The sequence below is a fragment of the Planktothrix agardhii genome, assembly GCF_904830935.1.
Classification (GTDB): domain Bacteria; phylum Cyanobacteriota; class Cyanobacteriia; order Cyanobacteriales; family Microcoleaceae; genus Planktothrix; species Planktothrix agardhii.
On record NZ_LR882952.1, the window covers coordinates 3,658,919 to 3,675,009 of the forward strand.

Annotated in this window: 17 protein-coding genes; 7 read left to right on the top strand and 10 right to left on the bottom strand. The window is 39.3% G+C overall.

Features of this window, described 5'->3' with window-relative positions; all coding sequences use genetic code 11:
- Nucleotides 1-14: 14 nt before the first annotated feature.
- From NMG88_RS17005 to NMG88_RS17015, 3 genes are all read right to left on the bottom strand, one after another.
- Complete coding sequence (locus NMG88_RS17005; protein ID WP_042153913.1) at nucleotides 15-653, bottom strand: Uma2 family endonuclease; 639 nt, start codon at nucleotides 651-653, stop codon at nucleotides 15-17.
- A 150-nt stretch (nucleotides 654-803) separates the two neighbouring features.
- Nucleotides 804-2,261, bottom strand: coding sequence for a mechanosensitive ion channel family protein (locus NMG88_RS17010; RefSeq protein ID WP_042153912.1), 1,458 nt, complete (start codon nucleotides 2,259-2,261; stop codon nucleotides 804-806).
- Nucleotides 2,262-2,370: 109 nt separating this feature from the next.
- Entirely contained in the window at nucleotides 2,371-4,473 is a 2,103-nt protein-coding gene (locus NMG88_RS17015) for an adenylate/guanylate cyclase domain-containing protein (RefSeq protein ID WP_254035643.1), read from the bottom strand.
- Between the two features lie 74 nt (nucleotides 4,474-4,547).
- Here NMG88_RS17015 and NMG88_RS17020 point away from each other — a divergent pair, with 74 nt between their 5' ends.
- From NMG88_RS17020 to NMG88_RS17030, 3 genes are all read left to right on the top strand, one after another.
- Complete coding sequence (locus NMG88_RS17020) at nucleotides 4,548-4,700, top strand: hypothetical protein (RefSeq protein ID WP_227350516.1); 153 nt, start codon at nucleotides 4,548-4,550, stop codon at nucleotides 4,698-4,700.
- Nucleotides 4,701-4,788: 88 nt separating this feature from the next.
- Nucleotides 4,789-5,133: a hypothetical protein gene (locus NMG88_RS17025; protein WP_026796347.1), complete on the top strand. Its 345-nt coding sequence runs from the start codon at nucleotides 4,789-4,791 to the stop codon at nucleotides 5,131-5,133.
- Nucleotides 5,130-5,309, top strand: coding sequence for a hypothetical protein (locus NMG88_RS17030; RefSeq protein ID WP_026796346.1), 180 nt, complete (start codon nucleotides 5,130-5,132; stop codon nucleotides 5,307-5,309). Before NMG88_RS17025 ends, NMG88_RS17030 begins: the two co-directional genes overlap by 4 nt.
- A gap of 101 nt (nucleotides 5,310-5,410) precedes the next feature.
- Here the strand turns inward: NMG88_RS17030 and NMG88_RS17035 are convergent, their stop codons facing one another.
- The 4 genes from NMG88_RS17035 to bchI all read right to left on the bottom strand — a co-directional run bounded on the left by NMG88_RS17035 (nucleotide 5,411) and on the right by bchI (nucleotide 8,803).
- Nucleotides 5,411-6,670, bottom strand: coding sequence for an aspartate aminotransferase family protein (locus tag NMG88_RS17035; protein WP_026796345.1), 1,260 nt, complete (start codon nucleotides 6,668-6,670; stop codon nucleotides 5,411-5,413).
- Nucleotides 6,671-6,756: 86 nt separating this feature from the next.
- Nucleotides 6,757-7,131: a hypothetical protein gene (locus NMG88_RS17040; RefSeq protein WP_026785442.1), complete on the bottom strand. Its 375-nt coding sequence runs from the start codon at nucleotides 7,129-7,131 to the stop codon at nucleotides 6,757-6,759.
- A 6-nt stretch (nucleotides 7,132-7,137) separates the two neighbouring features.
- Nucleotides 7,138-7,656: a crossover junction endodeoxyribonuclease RuvC gene (ruvC, locus tag NMG88_RS17045; RefSeq protein ID WP_026796344.1), complete on the bottom strand. Its 519-nt coding sequence runs from the start codon at nucleotides 7,654-7,656 to the stop codon at nucleotides 7,138-7,140.
- A gap of 55 nt (nucleotides 7,657-7,711) precedes the next feature.
- Nucleotides 7,712-8,803 (bottom strand): magnesium chelatase ATPase subunit I, encoded by a 1,092-nt coding sequence (gene bchI / locus NMG88_RS17050; RefSeq protein WP_026796343.1) that lies wholly within the window; start codon nucleotides 8,801-8,803, stop codon nucleotides 7,712-7,714.
- Between the two features lie 124 nt (nucleotides 8,804-8,927).
- Here bchI and NMG88_RS17055 point away from each other — a divergent pair, with 124 nt between their 5' ends.
- Together NMG88_RS17055 and NMG88_RS17060 are read left to right on the top strand one after the other, a co-directional pair.
- Nucleotides 8,928-9,392 (top strand): DUF29 domain-containing protein, encoded by a 465-nt coding sequence (locus NMG88_RS17055; protein ID WP_026785445.1) that lies wholly within the window; start codon nucleotides 8,928-8,930, stop codon nucleotides 9,390-9,392.
- A gap of 628 nt (nucleotides 9,393-10,020) precedes the next feature.
- Nucleotides 10,021-11,088, top strand: coding sequence for a helix-turn-helix domain-containing protein (locus NMG88_RS17060; protein WP_227381619.1), 1,068 nt, complete (start codon nucleotides 10,021-10,023; stop codon nucleotides 11,086-11,088).
- 7 nt (nucleotides 11,089-11,095) lie between these two features.
- Here the strand turns inward: NMG88_RS17060 and NMG88_RS17065 are convergent, their stop codons facing one another.
- The gene (locus tag NMG88_RS17065; RefSeq protein WP_042153904.1) at nucleotides 11,096-11,470 is read right to left on the bottom strand and encodes a DUF938 domain-containing protein; all 375 of its coding nucleotides are present in this window, start codon (nucleotides 11,468-11,470) and stop codon (nucleotides 11,096-11,098) included.
- A 154-nt stretch (nucleotides 11,471-11,624) separates the two neighbouring features.
- On the opposite strand from NMG88_RS17065, the gene dapB reads away from it, so the two are divergent.
- Nucleotides 11,625-12,452: a 4-hydroxy-tetrahydrodipicolinate reductase gene (dapB, locus tag NMG88_RS17070; protein ID WP_227350515.1), complete on the top strand. Its 828-nt coding sequence runs from the start codon at nucleotides 11,625-11,627 to the stop codon at nucleotides 12,450-12,452.
- Nucleotides 12,453-12,707: 255 nt separating this feature from the next.
- On the top strand, nucleotides 12,708-13,451 hold the full coding sequence (locus NMG88_RS17075) for a phosphate ABC transporter permease (protein WP_227397765.1): 744 nt from the start codon (nucleotides 12,708-12,710) through the stop codon (nucleotides 13,449-13,451).
- Between the two features lie 407 nt (nucleotides 13,452-13,858).
- Here the strand turns inward: NMG88_RS17075 and NMG88_RS17080 are convergent, their stop codons facing one another.
- Nucleotides 13,859-14,485, bottom strand: coding sequence for a precorrin-8X methylmutase (locus NMG88_RS17080; protein ID WP_042153900.1), 627 nt, complete (start codon nucleotides 14,483-14,485; stop codon nucleotides 13,859-13,861).
- A 163-nt stretch (nucleotides 14,486-14,648) separates the two neighbouring features.
- The gene (locus tag NMG88_RS17085) at nucleotides 14,649-15,452 is read right to left on the bottom strand and encodes a TPM domain-containing protein (RefSeq protein ID WP_254035644.1); all 804 of its coding nucleotides are present in this window, start codon (nucleotides 15,450-15,452) and stop codon (nucleotides 14,649-14,651) included.
- Between the last annotated feature and the right edge of the window lie 639 nt (nucleotides 15,453-16,091).

A 16,091-nucleotide genomic window follows, 5' to 3' on the forward strand; every position in this document is an offset into this window, starting at 1 on the left:
GATTTTTGAACTACTTAGATCAACTTTCTAACCCAAGTTCTAAAAGATTTTAAGGTTGCGGTTTCCCCATCCCTTAAACTTTGACGAATATATTGGGGAATAACTTCTAAAGGGAGCCAAGGGAAATGTAAACTTTGAATTGATTTTTGATAGGATTGAGTTGTTTTGTCTAAAACAAAAACCTCTAATTCCTGACCATTATAACGCCATAATTCGGGAATTTCAAAAGCAGCATAAATCGTTTGTTTATCTAAAGAACTGCTAGTAATATCAATTTCTAAAACTAAATCAGGGGGAGGGTCTGATTCTAAATTAATATTCTGTTTATGTCTGACTAAGGGTTCATTTTCTAAATAATAACAAGAATCGGGTTCTGCACCTTTTAATAATTCTTCTCGTTTTAAGGTTAAAGATCCCATTTTTTTTAGGTTTAGGTTTAATTCATCTGCTATTGCTCTCACTAAATCGTCAATAAACCGATTATTATTTTCATGTTCTCCTAATGGAGTCATAATTTCTAATACTCCTTGATCATAATATAAACGAATGACGCGGTTATCCCCTAAATCGTCCAATAAATTAATAAATGTTTGCCAACTGACTTGATTTAAAACCGTGCGTTGTTCAGGTAAAAGTAAAGTTTTTGTAATCATTGCGGGTTTACCTCCATCTATTTAGGATAACCTCAAATCAATTATGAGGCAAGGGCAGAAATTGTAAGGGGATTGAGCATCTAATGTCATCAACACCATTTTGAGCGCGGGTCTGCTAAGGATGACGGATAGAATTTAGCCTCCATTCAATTAAACACTGGACTGTTTTACTGCCTGAATTGCCTTTCTGCGAACTTCTAAGATTTGACCAATCTCACGAGCAAAACTCGGTTGACGTTCAATCATTTGATTAACAACAATCGAAGAAAAGATCATCACTTCGAGATCTTCAATAGCAGTTACAGAAACCGTACTAGGTTCACCAGAAAAAAGAGCCATTTCCCCAAAAAATTCTCCTGCTTTCAGTGACAATACTTCGCATTCAGTTCCCCACGCATCCGGGATTGTTAAAAGGGCTTTTCCTGAAATAATAATATAGAGATCGTTACCTGGATAGCCTTGCTGAATTACTTTTTCCCCTGTACCAAAGTGATGAAGCATAACCCCTTGAGAGAGGTTATCTAGGTTAGTTTGTTCTTTTTTGAGAGGCACAAATACCGGAATTGATTGTAGGCTTTCAGCAAATTTCTTAGAAGGATCTTCTCCTGGAGAATTCGATCCACGAACATGATATAACGTCCGAATTGGAAAGGGAATTTTTAAATTATTGCGTTGGGCTGCATACCAAATTCGAGTCATAAACCGATCCCGAATTTTTTCCAATTCGCTATAGTTTTCAATAAAAAATTTTACCTCATAAGTTACACTAGAATCATCATAAGAAAGGGTAAAAATCTGCGGTTCGGGTTCGCTTAAAATTCCCTGAGTTGAAAGGGCTGTGCTTTTTAAAACTTGTTTGGCTAAATTCGGTGGATCATTATAGGAAAACCCAATTTGAATCCGTTCTGCATGAAGGCGTAAGGGTTGGCTAAAATTATGAATTGTTTCTCCACTAATCACTTTATGGGGAATTACAATCATTTCCCGATCAAAGGTTTGTAGGCGCACTGCACGCCAATTAATATCAATAACTTGTCCGACCGTATCTCCTACTTTTAACCAATCTCCAACGGTAAATGGACGCTCAAATAGCAGTGCAATTCCTGACATAATACTGCCCAATGTATCTTGAAGGGCTAAAGCAATGACGATGGAACTAACCCCCAATGCCGTTGCTAAACCTGCGAGATCTGCATTCCAAACACTTGACAATGCGATCGCAGTTCCCACCAAAATCAAAAATAGTCGAGAAAGATCAATCAGAAGTTTAGGAAATCTAGCTCGCCAAGTATCAGCTTCTGCTTGTTCAAACAAGATAACATTCAGTAGAGAAAGTGCAGCATGAATCACGAAAATCCACAACAACGTTTGCACTGTTCTGATTAAATTGCTATTATGATCAAGTTTGAGAACATACTGCATAAACAGCAAGAAAACAAGCACAGGTAAAACCAAATTTCGCACTACCTGTAAAGTGGTTGCTAGAGGTTTACCCCGTTTTTTTAATCGATGGATAATTTCCCCCAGAACGATAATCAAAAAAGGAAACCCAACCGCAAGGGTAATTGACCAAATAAATAAATTACTTTGAATAATTGTAGAGTTCATTGTATAGCAGGGAACAGGGGACAGGGAACAGGGAAAACCGGAGGAAAAGACAGGTGTACGGTCTAGCTTTCAGCTTTCAAGATTCGGTTTAAAATGTCTATAAACTTATTCATAAAATTCCCAAGCTCTCAACTTCAATTGGTGAGTGTTTACTTTTCAATAACCACCCATTCAATTTAGGTTTACCATTAACTTCTTTCTCCGATATTGGCTCAAACTGATAAAGATCCTGAAGCCGACGATAAACGGTCTGAGATACTAAAATTCTTCCGGGTGGACAGGCATTTTTCAGGGCTGTAGCCAGGTTGATCGTATCACCCCAAACATCAAAAATACAGCGATTTCGACCCACAATTCCCGCAATAATATCCCCAGCGTTAATACCAATTGAAATATTCAAGGATAATCCCCGTTCATGACTAAATCGACGCACAATAATCAAAATTTCTAAGGCAACATCAAGGGCGCGTTTATCGTGATCAAGATAAGGAATTGAAAGTCCACAAACGGCTAGATAACTATCTCCGATTGTTTTAATTTTTTCCATCCCATACCGTTCAGCAACTTCATCAAATGCGGTGAATAAATCATTTAAAATAGCAACAGATTCATTGGCACTTAAGGAGCTAGATAGTTTAGAAAATCCGGTTAAATCGGAGAACAAAACAGCAACATTTGATAGTTCTTCAGCCATATCTTTGTTTCCCCGTTGAAACCGTTTTGCTACTGAAGTAGGAAAAAGACTTAACAATAATTCTTCATTTTCCTGATTTTTTTGTTCTACCAGTAAGGTTTCAGCCTGTAGACTCCGTACAATTTTATTGAAGGATTTTGCTAATTCTCCAAATTCATCTTCTGTTTCTAAAGGTACGATTGCATCAAGTTGTCCTGCGGAAATTTTGCGGGTTCCCTTAATCAGTTGATTGATCGGGTTTACAAATAAATTAGCTAAAACCATGGCTATTAATGTTATTACTAACATTAGTAATGTCGCTGAAATTAGAATTTGGTTCCGAAAGGAATAAATCGGAGCATAAGCTTCTGATATATCTATTTCTGATAAAATCACCCAGTCTAATCCATCAATGCGAAGGGGTGCAAAGGAACTCAAAACCGGAATGTTTCGATAGTCTCTAATAGTTCGAGTTCCTTGCTTACCATTTAACGCATCAGCAACGGCTTCTGTCCTCACATATTGTTGTAAAATAGACGTACCATATTGATTGATTCGGTTGATTTCTGCCTCACTCATTCCTAATAATCTCAACGCTTTAGCATAGCCTTTTGGATCTTGTACTAAAAACCTGGAAATGGAACGCATTAAGGTATCTCGTCCGGCTAAATAAGTTTCTCCGGTTTGACCTAAACCATCGCTTTCCCAATGCTGATTACCCGTCATCACATGATTAATTTCATTAACTGGAAGTTGAAAAGCTAACACCCCAATTAGCTCAGATTTGTTCAAAATAGGAGCCGCGATAAATGCGGCTGGAGCGCCATAGGAAGGAGCATAAGCTTGAAAATCAATTATTGTGGCATAGTCCTTTGATTGTGCTTCTTTTACCTTCTGAAATAGATCAGCGAGATTAGTATTTTGATAGGGGCCGTTTTCCAAATTAGTTGTAAAATCAGTTTCTTTGAAAACGGTATAAACGATATTTCCTTGGGGATCAATCAGGAACATATCGTAATAACTAAACTTCTGAATAATATTGCGAAAAATAGGGTGATAGCGAGCATGAATTTTGCTATATTCGCTCCCATCTTTGGCATAATCTAAGGCCTCTTTTTTACCCACGGGATGGGGATTATCAGCAATATAATAATATTGTAAATGGCGCGAAGCGATTGTTTTGGGTAGATAGGATTCTAAAATCGGTGAACCTTCTTCAGTTTGGGTGAGGCGGGGAAGAAATTTGTCACGGTAGTAAGCGATTAACTTGGGGTCAAAACTCTGTGTAATATTAATAGTTTGGAGTTGAGGATAAGCCGTTGCAAATTCTTGCATCGCCGCGATTATTGCTGGATCTTCGCTCAAGGTTTGGGTATGATTGCGAATATTTTTAAAGTAGGATTCAATTTGGTAAGCTTTGGAAGCGCGAACACTCGTTAACTGATTAAAGACTCGGTGTGTTAGATTTAATTTTCCACTCCGATACCCTAAATAAGCAGTTACTAAAATTGAACAACTGCTGACGGCTAGCAGCATCATGATCAATTTGGATTTGATACTGACAGAGGTGAGCGATCGCATAATTAAAAAAGATATAGAGCTAATATTAGAGTATGTCAAGAGAGAAAAAAATTCAATTCAATGTCAATGAGCGCGAATACCAACAACTTAAAGAATATGCAGAATCCCTTAATATTTCAATGGCTGAAGTCTTGAGGGATTATATTAAGTCTTTAAAACCCCGTCGTAGAACGACGGGGTTTTAAACCCATTTTTTCGATAACTTAAAAGTTCAGAACACAATATGTCATAATTAAAGCTGACATATCTTGATTGTTACTTTCCTAATTATTAATGGTTGCACTTCCCCTAGAACTTACAACAACGGTTTTAGAATTACAAAGGCAGTTATTAGTGGTTATTAACCATGCCACAGAAACCAGTTTTGTAATCATGGAAACCTATTCTGACACGGAAACCACTCTTATCGCCTTAGAAGATCTCGATAATATTCGGCAAAGGGCAAATACCTACTATTCCCGATTTTATACCCTGATGGTCAGAATGGCTGAATCACAGCCGATTCCTAATTCTGCTATGCTGGAGCCGCTGACTCGTTCTATTGAGGACGCAATAGTCACAATAGCCAGAGCACAAGCTACAATTAGAGAAGAAAGGAGTAACTTTAATTTGCCATGACTAAAAAACATCAACCCGATTTACAAAAAGTTAAACAAACATCTGTTAAAATTCAGGAAGTTTGCCAACGAGCAGATGCAGGGATTTCTATTTTGGATAATCTTATTTCCCAGTTAGAAATCCAAATGAATGCTTCTGCTCTGTATCGTTATCGTTCAAAAAAAACTAAGAATTGATTAAATATTTAGCCATAACTATTTCAGAAAACTGTCAAATATGATTTGATTTTCCCTATCTTCTCTCGGTCAAAGAAAGAAGAATAGGGAATTGAGTGAAATTAAGCCGTTAACTGTTTTAAGGCATTTTCAACTGCTTGTAACGCCAAATTAACTTCTTCCTCAGTCACAATTAAAGGTGGCACAAAACGTAACACTTTCGGGCCAGCCGGAACTAATAATAAACCCGCTTCCATTACTACTTTTACGACCTGGGGAGAAGTTAATTCCACATCCTCTTTTAATTCCAAACCATTAATTAAACCCCAGCCTCGGACATCAGCAATTAAATCAGGATATTTTTCAGCAATTTCTGTTAATTTACTGCGAAGTTGTTCACCCCGTTTCTGTACATTTTCCAGAATATTTTCTCTTTCTAAAGTTTGACAAACAGCCAACGCCACAGCACAAACAAAAGGATTTCCGCCAAAGGTAGAGGCATGACTTCCAGGTTCAAAAACATCACAGAAAGCTTTACACATCATCGCCCCGATGGGAATACCACCGCCCAAACCCTTCGCGGAGGTAAAAATATCCGGTTCAATTCCTAAGTTTTCATAACCCCATAATTTACCACTGCGACCCATGCCAACCTGAACTTCATCTAAGATTAAAAGAATGCCTTTTTGATCGCAAATTTGCCGAATTCGTTGGAAATATGCCATATCTCCAGGACGGACACCGCCTTCTCCTTGCAAGGCTTCTAACATAATAGCTGCAACCCGTCGCCCATCTTTATCGACTTCAGCAATTGTTAATTCTAAAGCATCAATATCATTATAAGGAACATAAACAAAACCTGGCACTAAAGGACTAAAACCTTTTTGATATTTAGGTTGTCCAGTAGCAGTAATTGTAGCTAAAGTTCGACCATGAAAACTGGCGTGGGCGGTAATAATAACCGGATCTTCAATATTTAATTTATCATGGGCATATTTCCGGGCTAATTTAATCGCTCCTTCGTTAGCTTCCGCTCCAGAATTACAGAAAAAAGCCTTATCTGCACAGGAATGATCTGTTAACCATTTCGCTAATTCTCCTTGCACGGGAACATAATATAAATTAGAAACATGGTGCAAGGTTTTAATTTGTTTGGTGACCGCTTCAATTAACACTGGATGGGCGTGTCCCAGGGTACAAGTGGCAATTCCCGCCACAAAATCTAAGTATTCTTTGCCATTGGTATCCCAAACCCGACACCCTTCTCCCCGCTCTAAGGCAATGGGAAAACGGGCGTAGGTATTCATGACATGGGAATTAAAGTCATCAATACTAAAATCGCTGGTAACAGGCGCTTCTTTGACTAAGGTTTCTGGGCTCATAAATTACTCCTAAATTCGGTTTGTGTTTGATTTCTAAATTTTAGGGTAAAATCTTCGTTTCCGGGGTTGGTTTTGTTACCAAATCCCTATAATTTATATTCTAAAGGTTGACAAAATTGCTCAATTCCCGATTTCACCGCATAAATGACAACCGGAGTAATTAATAGGGCTGGACATTGATTTTCAGCAATTAGAGATTCTACCATGGCTTTAATATTGCCTTGAATTAATTCTTCCCGCAGGTCTTTATTGCACAAACTCACTCGATATCGTTTGGCTAAACCATCTAACCAATTTTCCGAAGTATCGGGCGACTGACCCACATAAATTGCCATTTCAATGGCGGCATCTTCGAGATCTCCTTCACAATTTTCAATTCTATCTAAGGCTTCTAAAGCAACGGAATATTCAGCTAATTGCGAGCGAAATTGAGCGATTTCTTGAGAAGTTAGGATTATCATAAATTATCAAATTAATTCATACTGAAAAATTATATCAGGATCAAACCAAGCTGTTAATGCGGTGGCTAAAGCATCCGCAGCATCATCAGGTCTAGGAATTTCTGTTAAATTCAGTTCCCTAGCAACAGCTTCTTGAACTTGATATTTGTCCGCATTGCCATGTCCCGTTAAAGCCTTTTTAACTTGACCTGGAGTAAACTCAATTAACGGAATCTGGTGTTGAGCCAAAACCAATAATAACACTCCTTTTGCTTGAGCAACAGCAATGGTATTTGCCATGCGATAAAAAAACAGTTTTTCCACAATAGCCAAATCGGGTTTTATATGGGTTAATAACTGGTTTAAATCCTCATAAATAATACATAAACGCTTGCCTAATTCGGTTTTAGGTGGGGTTTTAATTACTCCAAAATCAATCATAGAAACAGATTTTTGTTTTTGAGTTTGATCATCAATTTCACACTCTATTGCTCCAAATCCTAATATTGCCAAACCCGGATCAAAACCTAAAATTATTTTTTTCATAAAATTTAAGGTGCGTCAGCCAGCAGCCCACGCACCATTTTTTGTCAATCACTAACTAGGCATCAGGTAAACCAAAAACTTGACGGAAAACCTTCTGAACTTTGAAACCAGAATCAATTGTTTCCAAAGGATCTTTGCGTAAACGATGACGCAAACATAAAGTAATCACCCGTTGAATATCATCGACGGTTACTTCCGTTCGTTGTTCAAAAGCAGCTAAGGCTTTTGCCGCTCGGTTACTAACAATATCTCCGCGTAAACCATCCACATCTAATTCCGAACAAACTTGAGAAATTTTAACTCGTAAATCATAATCAATTTCTACAGAAGCAAGAAGGGTTTGAGCTTCTACAAGTTTATGTTGTAATTGGTGTTGGTCGTTAATATGCTTTTCTAAAAAAACTTCAGGATTTTGATCAAAAGCGGTTCTTTCTTCAACAATTTTAACTCGTAAATTCGGTTCTTTTACGGTTCTAATTTCGGCGTGCATTCCAAACCGATCTAATAATTGCGGACGTAACTCTCCTTCTTCGGGATTTCCCGAACCTACTAACACAAACCGCGCCGGGTGACGAATAGAAATTCCCTCCCTTTCCACGGTATTCCAACCACTGGCCGCCGAGTCTAACAAGACATCAACTAAGTGATCATCGAGGAGGTTGACTTCATCCACATACAAAATCCCCCGATTTGCTTTGGCTAAAAGTCCAGGTTCAAAGGCTTTCACCCCTTCAGATAGGGCTTTTTCAATATCAATTGTACCACAAACCCGGTCTTCCGTGGCCCCCAAAGGCAAATCTACCATCGGGACTTTTTTCCGAGATACGGGAATATCCTGATGTTGACTCAGACGTTCGCGGACGTTATCACTCATCAAGTCTGCATCGGTGGGATGGCTATTGAAGGGGTCATCGGCGATGACTTCAATTTCGGGTAGTAAGTCCGCTAGGGCGCGGATAGTGGTGGATTTTCCCGTCCCCCGATCGCCCATAATCATCACACCACCGATTTTAGGATCGATAGTATTTAAAATTAAAGCCAGTTTCATTTCTTCCTGGCCGACAATTGCGGTGAAGGGAAAAACAGGACGACGAGACAGGTTGACCGTTGTTTGTGTATCTTTTGGCGTGACGACAGTTGAAATCACAATTTACTCTCAATTTCCAATATTACCGTAATTTATTTTTACACATTTGGGGGACAATGGGTTCAATCATCCGTCAACCGCCTGCTGTCATTGGTTCTTGAATTAACTTTAAAGGGTTGGAAAAATGCTTAAACATCTCTATGAAAAAGATTTTCAACTTTGGCTTCAGCAAACAATTGAACAGTTAGAACAAGGCAATTTTGCTGCTGTGGATATGGAACATTTAGTTGAGGAGTTAACCGAGTTGGGAAAATCGGAAAAAAATCGCCTAGAAAGTAATTTGATGGTTTTGCTGGCGCATTTACTCAAGCTAAGGGTTCAAAAAGATGCACCGGAAATGATCAAGGGAAGTTGGTATAATTCCGTTGATGAACATCGTCAGCGTGTTCAAAAGCAATTGCAACAAACTCCTTCTTTAAAATCTTATTTAAAAACTGCCCTGGAAACGGCTTATATTGATGGTCGTCGGTTAGCGATTAAAGAAGGAAAACGTGCTCAATTTGGGGTTCGTATTCCTAATCAAGAAGAATATCCTCAGATTTGTCCATTTTCACTTGAACAAATTTTAGATGAAGATTTTTATGGTTAAAATCCCTAACTAATAAACCGAGTTTCTAGGCTTCTTCGTAGGTTTCCCCATGAGTATGAGCAGTAGTATGCCTATGCAACTACAGATTCAACAGGAAAAAACCGTTGAGCTTCTGGAGTGCGAATAACAGGTGTAAGTAGTATTTACAGCATCTTATTTAATTATATAGCAGTTATTATCGTGGTGAGGTGCACTGACTTGCTTGATCATCAAGCTTTTTAACTTCAAGGTGTACCTCACTTGACAGGGAACCGCGGTAACTCAACGAATTTATCTTAGTAAAATGCGAAGAAATCTGCAACCTTGATCTTGAAGTTGTTTCAGAAAACGCCGAAAACCATGACTGGCAAAGATTTAAACCTCGTAGAGTCCCTGCTCGTTACTGACGCACCTTATGGAAGTGATTGGTAAGAGGCGATAGACCAGATTTTTAGATATTTGTCAAGATTTCTTCAATAAAAGTTGCAAACTTGGGAGAGTTGTGTTAACTTTTGTTTTTACATATTCAGTTAAAAAATACTCAAACATCTTGATAAAAAAGATTTTTTCACAACCTCCGCATCCGGAATCACAACCAAACCATAGAAGAAATGACTTAGATAGCTGGTATGGAGGCGGGGTATAAATTATGGAACTAAATCCGTTCAATGGTTTTGGGATGACAGCACCGACAACAGTAGAGGTGTCTCCCGAAAGTTTACGTTCTCTTGTTCGTCAAATTGAAGCAGAATTATATTGTAGTGAAGTCTATAATATTGCTTTAAAAAGTTTACAAAAAATGTTAGGACAGGCGGCAAGTAAAGCTGAAATTGTGATTAAAGCTGTGGGACGAGAAGCGATTCAATTGTCTTTAAAGCAAATGGCTAAACAAGAAACAACTATTATTTCTACCATGTCTGCTTCTGCTAATCATTCTATTTCTGTAACTGCTATTCCCTCGAATGATCAAGATATTTCTACTCCTACAGAAGTTCAAACTGTTGTAGTTTCTCCCCTGGGGTTAGTTGCGGGATATCAAGCACCAGATTTAACGGTAGAATCTTCGGAACAAACTTCGACTATTTCTGGATCAGATAATATTCCTAAAACTAAAACTCAACGTCCGAATCAATCAGAAATCAATCAGCAAATTCATGAAAAACAAAAGATTTATTTACAAGAAATTGGGGTAGAATTGCGTCAAGCTAGAGAATTCTATAGTCTTACATTACAGCAAATGCACTATTTTACTTTGGTTCCTTTGCATCATTTAGAGGCTTTAGAAGAGGGAAAACTTGAGGCTTTACCGGAAGATGTTTATATTCGCGGGTTTATTTATCGGGCGGCGAATGCTTTGGGATTAGAAGGGGGGAAAATGGCATCATCTTTTCCTTGTTTGGAATTTAATCAACAACTAGGAAAGTCGGCTTCTAAGATTGATATAGATTCAGAATTTTATCTTAATTCAGTTCATTTATATTTAGGCTATGCGACTATTCTAGCAGGTTCCATGGGAGGGGTCGCTTGGTTATCTCAACAAAATATTCCCAATGTAACTCCCCCCCCCGATATCCAAAATTTATTGGAACAAAAAACTCCCCAATCTCGCCATCAAGAACAAACAAATCCCATACCCGGAAGAAAGTCAAAAACCAGTGAAGTTGAGATTGGCTTAGATTTTTCTCCTCCTGAAATGATGAACAATGCGATCACTTAATTATATCCTATATTTTCTGAAAAATCAAGGATAAATTATTAGCTGGCATCGGTATTACTTCCACTAACCGGAAATTTTCTAATTCCACAATTGCAACAACTTCTTCTAAGGCAGTAATCGGAAATTCCTGTAAGCAAAAGGGCAATTTTAAATCAGGATTTTCGACTGACCAAACCGATTTCTGTACATCTAATTCTAAAGGAGGAAATAAATTATCTGAAGGGAAATTATTTTCCCAAGCTAAAATACTGGCTTGCAAAAGCGGATTAACTTCCGATGGCAACCATTTTATCGGTTTCAACTCAGGGGCAAAAAATACCCCGTGTTGTCCCGTACCACTAGCTATTTCTAATACCCTCACGCCCCCTAAAGGGGGTCGCACTACATCCCACGACTGAAGTACGTGGGCTTTGTGCGAGGATTATTGTAAAATATAAACAGCGAAAATTTTTTAAGTAGATTACCCTTGTTAGATATAATTTACGCAAAATCTTTTCTGTGACTGGAAATTTTAGCTAAGATCTATTTAATGTATTATGACTAATTCCCATCCTATTCCTGTAATTGTTAATGGTGCTGGCGGAAAAATGGGCCGCGAAGTGATTAAAGCGGTCGCCGCATCTCCCGATATGACCTTGTTAGGGGCAATTGATCATAACCTGGCTTATCAAGAACAGGATGCGGGAACTTTGGTCGGAATTGAACCCTTGGAAGTTCCGATTACCAATGACCGAGAGGGAATGTTAGCCATGGCTGCCCAGGAAAAACAGCCTGGAGTTATGGTAGATTTCACCCATCCTGATTCAGTTTACGACAATATTCGGGCGGCGATCGCTTATGGCGTGCGTCCAGTTGTGGGAACTACGGGGTTAAGTCCGGCCCAAATTCAAGACTTAGCCGAATTTGCCGATAAAGCCAGTATGGGGTGTTTGCTGATTCCTAATTTTTCCATTGGCATGGTATTATTACAACAAGCAGCAATCGCCGCTTCTCGATATTTTGATCATGTTGAAATTATCGAATTACATCATAATCAAAAAGCCGATGCTCCCAGTGGAACTGCCATTCAAACGGCACAATTATTAGCAGAATTAGGGAAAACCTATAATTCTCCCCTAGTTACAGAAACCGAAAAAATCACCGGGGCTAGAGGCGCCGAAGCTGGAGAAGGAATTAGAATTCATAGTATTCGTTTACCTGGATTAATTGCCCATCAAGAGGTAATTTTTGGGGCTGCGGGTCAAATTTATACCCTGCGTCACGATACTAGCGATCGCTCTTGTTATATGCCCGGAGTTCTACTGGCTATTCGCAAAGTCTTAGCCTTGAAAAACTTGGTTTATGGATTAGAAAAAATTTTATAATGGGGAACAGGGAACAGGGAACAGGGAACAGGTAATGGGTAATAAGTTGTGGGTTTTGGGTTTTGGGTTTTGGGTAATGATGATTGATTTTTTGAATGTTATAATAACTGATTTAGGGGAATAGGGAATAATGATTCATTTTTCCAGTGTTCTAATAAAATCAATATCATGCTAATTTACCATGGGAGTTTCGTTTATTAAATATTCCCTATCTCTCCCCATTACCTATTACCCATTACCTAAACATAAACAAAAATGCTTGTTCCCATAACTCGTCAAACATTTGAAGACTTAATTCCCGGCGTGGCGACGGGAGAACAATATAAGTATTGTTGGGGAAAACCCAGGGATTTTTTAAAGCGTCTATTGGTTTCTGCGGTTTGTTTAGCAATTTGGATTTTTCTGGAATATACCGTAGAAGGAGATACCCTAAGAATCCTAATATTAATCGCCGGAATTAGCTCCTCTTTATATTGGTTATGGATGCCCGTTTGGGAAGCCAGTTGGCGGAATATTAAATATCGAAAATATCCCTATGCCGGATTTTTACAGGGAAAAATTCTGGATTTTTATATTAGTGAAGCGGTTACAGAACAACAGGAATCTGTGAACAAGCGCGGAGAACTAATTATTATTGAAAACCTGGAAAGAAGAATTAATGTAGAAGTCGGAGATGCCACCGGGTTTAGTACCTTAATTCAAGCGCCCCTGAATCGCAACCATAAACGCTTACGTCGGGGTCAAGTTGCCCAAATGATTGTCATGTCTTATTTAGATGATTTAAGCGAAATTAACGAAGTTTCCGATATCTATATTCCCAGTCAAAATCTTTGGATTAGTGACTATCCCTACGTCCGTCGAGATATCTTTAAAGAAATTAGTCATCGTTTCCAGTCCCGTCGTCCCAGAAAAGCACCCCCATCTCCCCAAACTTCCGCAATTGAACGCTATCAACCCGCAAACAGTTATGATCAAGTTTATGATGATGATCAACCTTAACCTCAAAATCCATCCCCAATACATTAAATAATCTAATACCTACAACCGAATAATTTTAAAATTCAAAATTATCCCCATTTCACAATTCTTCACAAAAGCCCGATTATTGAGAAAAACTTCTATTAAGCCCACCACTTGACAATACTTTCAGCCAATGTTAGAGTTTTCATAAATAGACTATGATTGCTCTTTCTATGCCCCTAGCCCAAATCAAGAGCCATAAAGCCCATAAAAACCCTAAATATCAATAAAACCCCCAAAAATCACCCCTAATAAAACCCCCATCAGAAACTTTATAAATTCCACCCTTTCCCAACCCCCTTGACAAAAACACTAAAATATGATATGGGCTAACCAATAAATTAGTATTTGTCACCCCTTCGTGTCTTTGTGATTAAATGAGTTGATTAACTCCCATTTCCTTCTCTACCATAGGCTTGCCAAGCCAGATCAACCAAAGCATCCACCAAAGCCACGGCCACTACCGCACTCCCCTTGCGTCCATCAATCCGAATATGGGGAACCATGGAATCATTCAAACGAGACTTAGCGACATCAGCCCCAACAAAACCCGAAGGCGTAGCAATCACCAAAGCGGGCTTAATTTCCTCCGCCTCAATTAAATCCACTATCCCAGAAAGGGCTGTTTGTTCCTGACCAATCACAAAAATAGCCTCGGGATAGCGCCTTGCTAACGTCTCAATTCCCCAAGCCGAGCGAGTTTTTTCCCGTTGGGGTCGAGTTACCGCCTCCATAGAACAATAAACCGGATTAGCAAAAGTCGAAAGAATGCGGGGAGTAATCCCCACTTGTACCATGGGCACATCCACCACAATCGTTGTCCGGGCAGCTAAGGCCGCCGCCCCACCTTGTAAAGCTTGGTCAGAAAACCGCACTAAACTTTTATATTCAAAATCCGCCGTCGCATAAATAACCCGACGCACAATTTCATATTCGGCTGGCGAAAAGACATGATCGCCAATTTCACCATCAATAATTCCTAAACTCTGGGCATCCGTAATATGCCATTCCATTGTGACTCGCCGATTATTACTGAAGTTCTGGGGATAAGTAAAGTTTACCTAGCACAACCAGATTACAACTTACCCAGTGTATCAGGTTGTTGCGGTGATTGCCAAAAAAGTGAGGGAAAATCGGTCAGACTCCATTAAATGCCACCGACTTTCCTAATTCTGCTTAACCTTCCTGGGAGAAGGACTGATTTAATAATGGAGTCAGATAGGCTACCAAGAAACCAATTAAAAAGCCCGAAATATTACGGACAAGGGGAAGCCATTCTTGGGTACGAGAAATTACCGGGCCAATTCCGAAGGCAATAAATAAAATTCCCCATAGCGGCGAGAAAATTAACGCCCACTGCCAGGAAATTAATTGTCCCGACTTGCGGGGAATACTCGCCACGCCGCAAATAATCCCACCGATAGCAGAAGTAATTAGGGTTAAAATCCATTGTTCTGGAGGAAGCCCCGGAACAACCCGACAACCGCCTTGGATTAAACAGCCTTGAATGGTATCAATAGATTGAATAATTGATTGGTCTTCCCCATTGTCTCTAACAAAATATTGATTTCCGAAGCGAGTTTGTAACTCTACCCAGAATGTCCGAGACAGAAACGGGTAAATCTGACGACCAACGCTAAAGTTAAGGATATTTCCCCCCCGTTCATCGGCTACGACCAAAACGCTTTTATCATCCAGTCCCCAATACTCCTTAACGGCGCGACCGGGGGTTTGGTCAAATTGAGTTAATACCCTAACTTTCCAACCCGTTTCGGTTTCAAAGTTTTCTATATCCTTGGCCAATAGATTTTCCTGAACATCGGTAAAAATTCCCGCCAGGTCAATCACTGGGGTTTGAATCTGAGGAAGTAACTCAGGATTATTAAACGCATGGGCTACGGGGGTAATTGCCCAGGTGGAGAGGGTAATAGCTAATATAGCAATAGAGAGAAGCAATCTATTGGGCCAATTCTGTTGCATGGGAGATCCTATAAATGTTTATAAGGGTGAGCAATATTGGTTTTTTGTTAATCGGGAGATAATCAGACTCTAATATTTCTTTACAATTTTTAACTTTATCACAGAATTGTCACTCATCGGGTGCGCTCATTGGTGTCAACTTCAGATGAAAAACCCTGATTATAGCTGAGATTAGATCCCCCTAAATCCCCCTCCCCCCCTGCCCCCCGCGCGCGGGGGGTAAAGGGGGACTTTGAACTCTATCCCCTTAAAAATTGGGACTTTAAACTCTAATTCCCCCCTGTAGAGACGTTGCATGCAACGTCTCTACAGGGGGGTTAGGGGGGATCTAGGACTAGAAAAAAAATCAACGAACTTTCTTTTACATAGTGCCCAGAAAGAAACCGGGTTTCTGTTATCATCTTTGCTATGAACAGAAATCTTAGTTAAGAAACCGGGTTTCTGACCCAATTATTAAAATAAAACCCGTAGGGGCAGGTTCGACAAAATTTTTCAAATCTGACAAATAATCTTGATAAACCCGCCCCACCCCACCAAAATTTAACGTTAATAAAACCGGGTTTATATTGATTCCTATTATGGGGTTGGGCGGGTTTATTTAGGTTAATTATTATTAACAAAAATCCCGGCGAACCCGCC

Coding starts and splice junctions, on each gene's coding strand:
- NMG88_RS17010 (WP_042153912.1), bottom strand. CDS start 2,261: ATGAACTCTACAATTATTCAAAGTAATTTATTTATTTGGTCAATTACC.
- NMG88_RS17020 (WP_227350516.1), top strand. CDS start 4,548: ATGTCAAGAGAGAAAAAAATTCAATTCAATGTCAATGAGCGCGAATAC.
- NMG88_RS17055 (WP_026785445.1), top strand. CDS start 8,928: ATGCTTAAACATCTCTATGAAAAAGATTTTCAACTTTGGCTTCAGCAA.
- NMG88_RS17015 (WP_254035643.1), bottom strand. CDS start 4,473: ATGATGCTGCTAGCCGTCAGCAGTTGTTCAATTTTAGTAACTGCTTAT.
- NMG88_RS17060 (WP_227381619.1), top strand. CDS start 10,021: ATGGAACTAAATCCGTTCAATGGTTTTGGGATGACAGCACCGACAACA.
- NMG88_RS17040 (WP_026785442.1), bottom strand. CDS start 7,131: ATGATAATCCTAACTTCTCAAGAAATCGCTCAATTTCGCTCGCAATTA.
- NMG88_RS17030 (WP_026796346.1), top strand. CDS start 5,130: ATGACTAAAAAACATCAACCCGATTTACAAAAAGTTAAACAAACATCT.
- NMG88_RS17035 (WP_026796345.1), bottom strand. CDS start 6,670: ATGAGCCCAGAAACCTTAGTCAAAGAAGCGCCTGTTACCAGCGATTTT.
- NMG88_RS17080 (WP_042153900.1), bottom strand. CDS start 14,485: ATGGAATGGCATATTACGGATGCCCAGAGTTTAGGAATTATTGATGGT.
- NMG88_RS17005 (WP_042153913.1), bottom strand. CDS start 653: ATGATTACAAAAACTTTACTTTTACCTGAACAACGCACGGTTTTAAAT.
- ruvC (WP_026796344.1), bottom strand. CDS start 7,656: ATGAAAAAAATAATTTTAGGTTTTGATCCGGGTTTGGCAATATTAGGA.
- NMG88_RS17025 (WP_026796347.1), top strand. CDS start 4,789: ATGGTTGCACTTCCCCTAGAACTTACAACAACGGTTTTAGAATTACAA.
- dapB (WP_227350515.1), top strand. CDS start 11,625: ATGACTAATTCCCATCCTATTCCTGTAATTGTTAATGGTGCTGGCGGA.
- NMG88_RS17075 (WP_227397765.1), top strand. CDS start 12,708: ATGCTTGTTCCCATAACTCGTCAAACATTTGAAGACTTAATTCCCGGC.
- NMG88_RS17085 (WP_254035644.1), bottom strand. CDS start 15,452: ATGCAACAGAATTGGCCCAATAGATTGCTTCTCTCTATTGCTATATTA.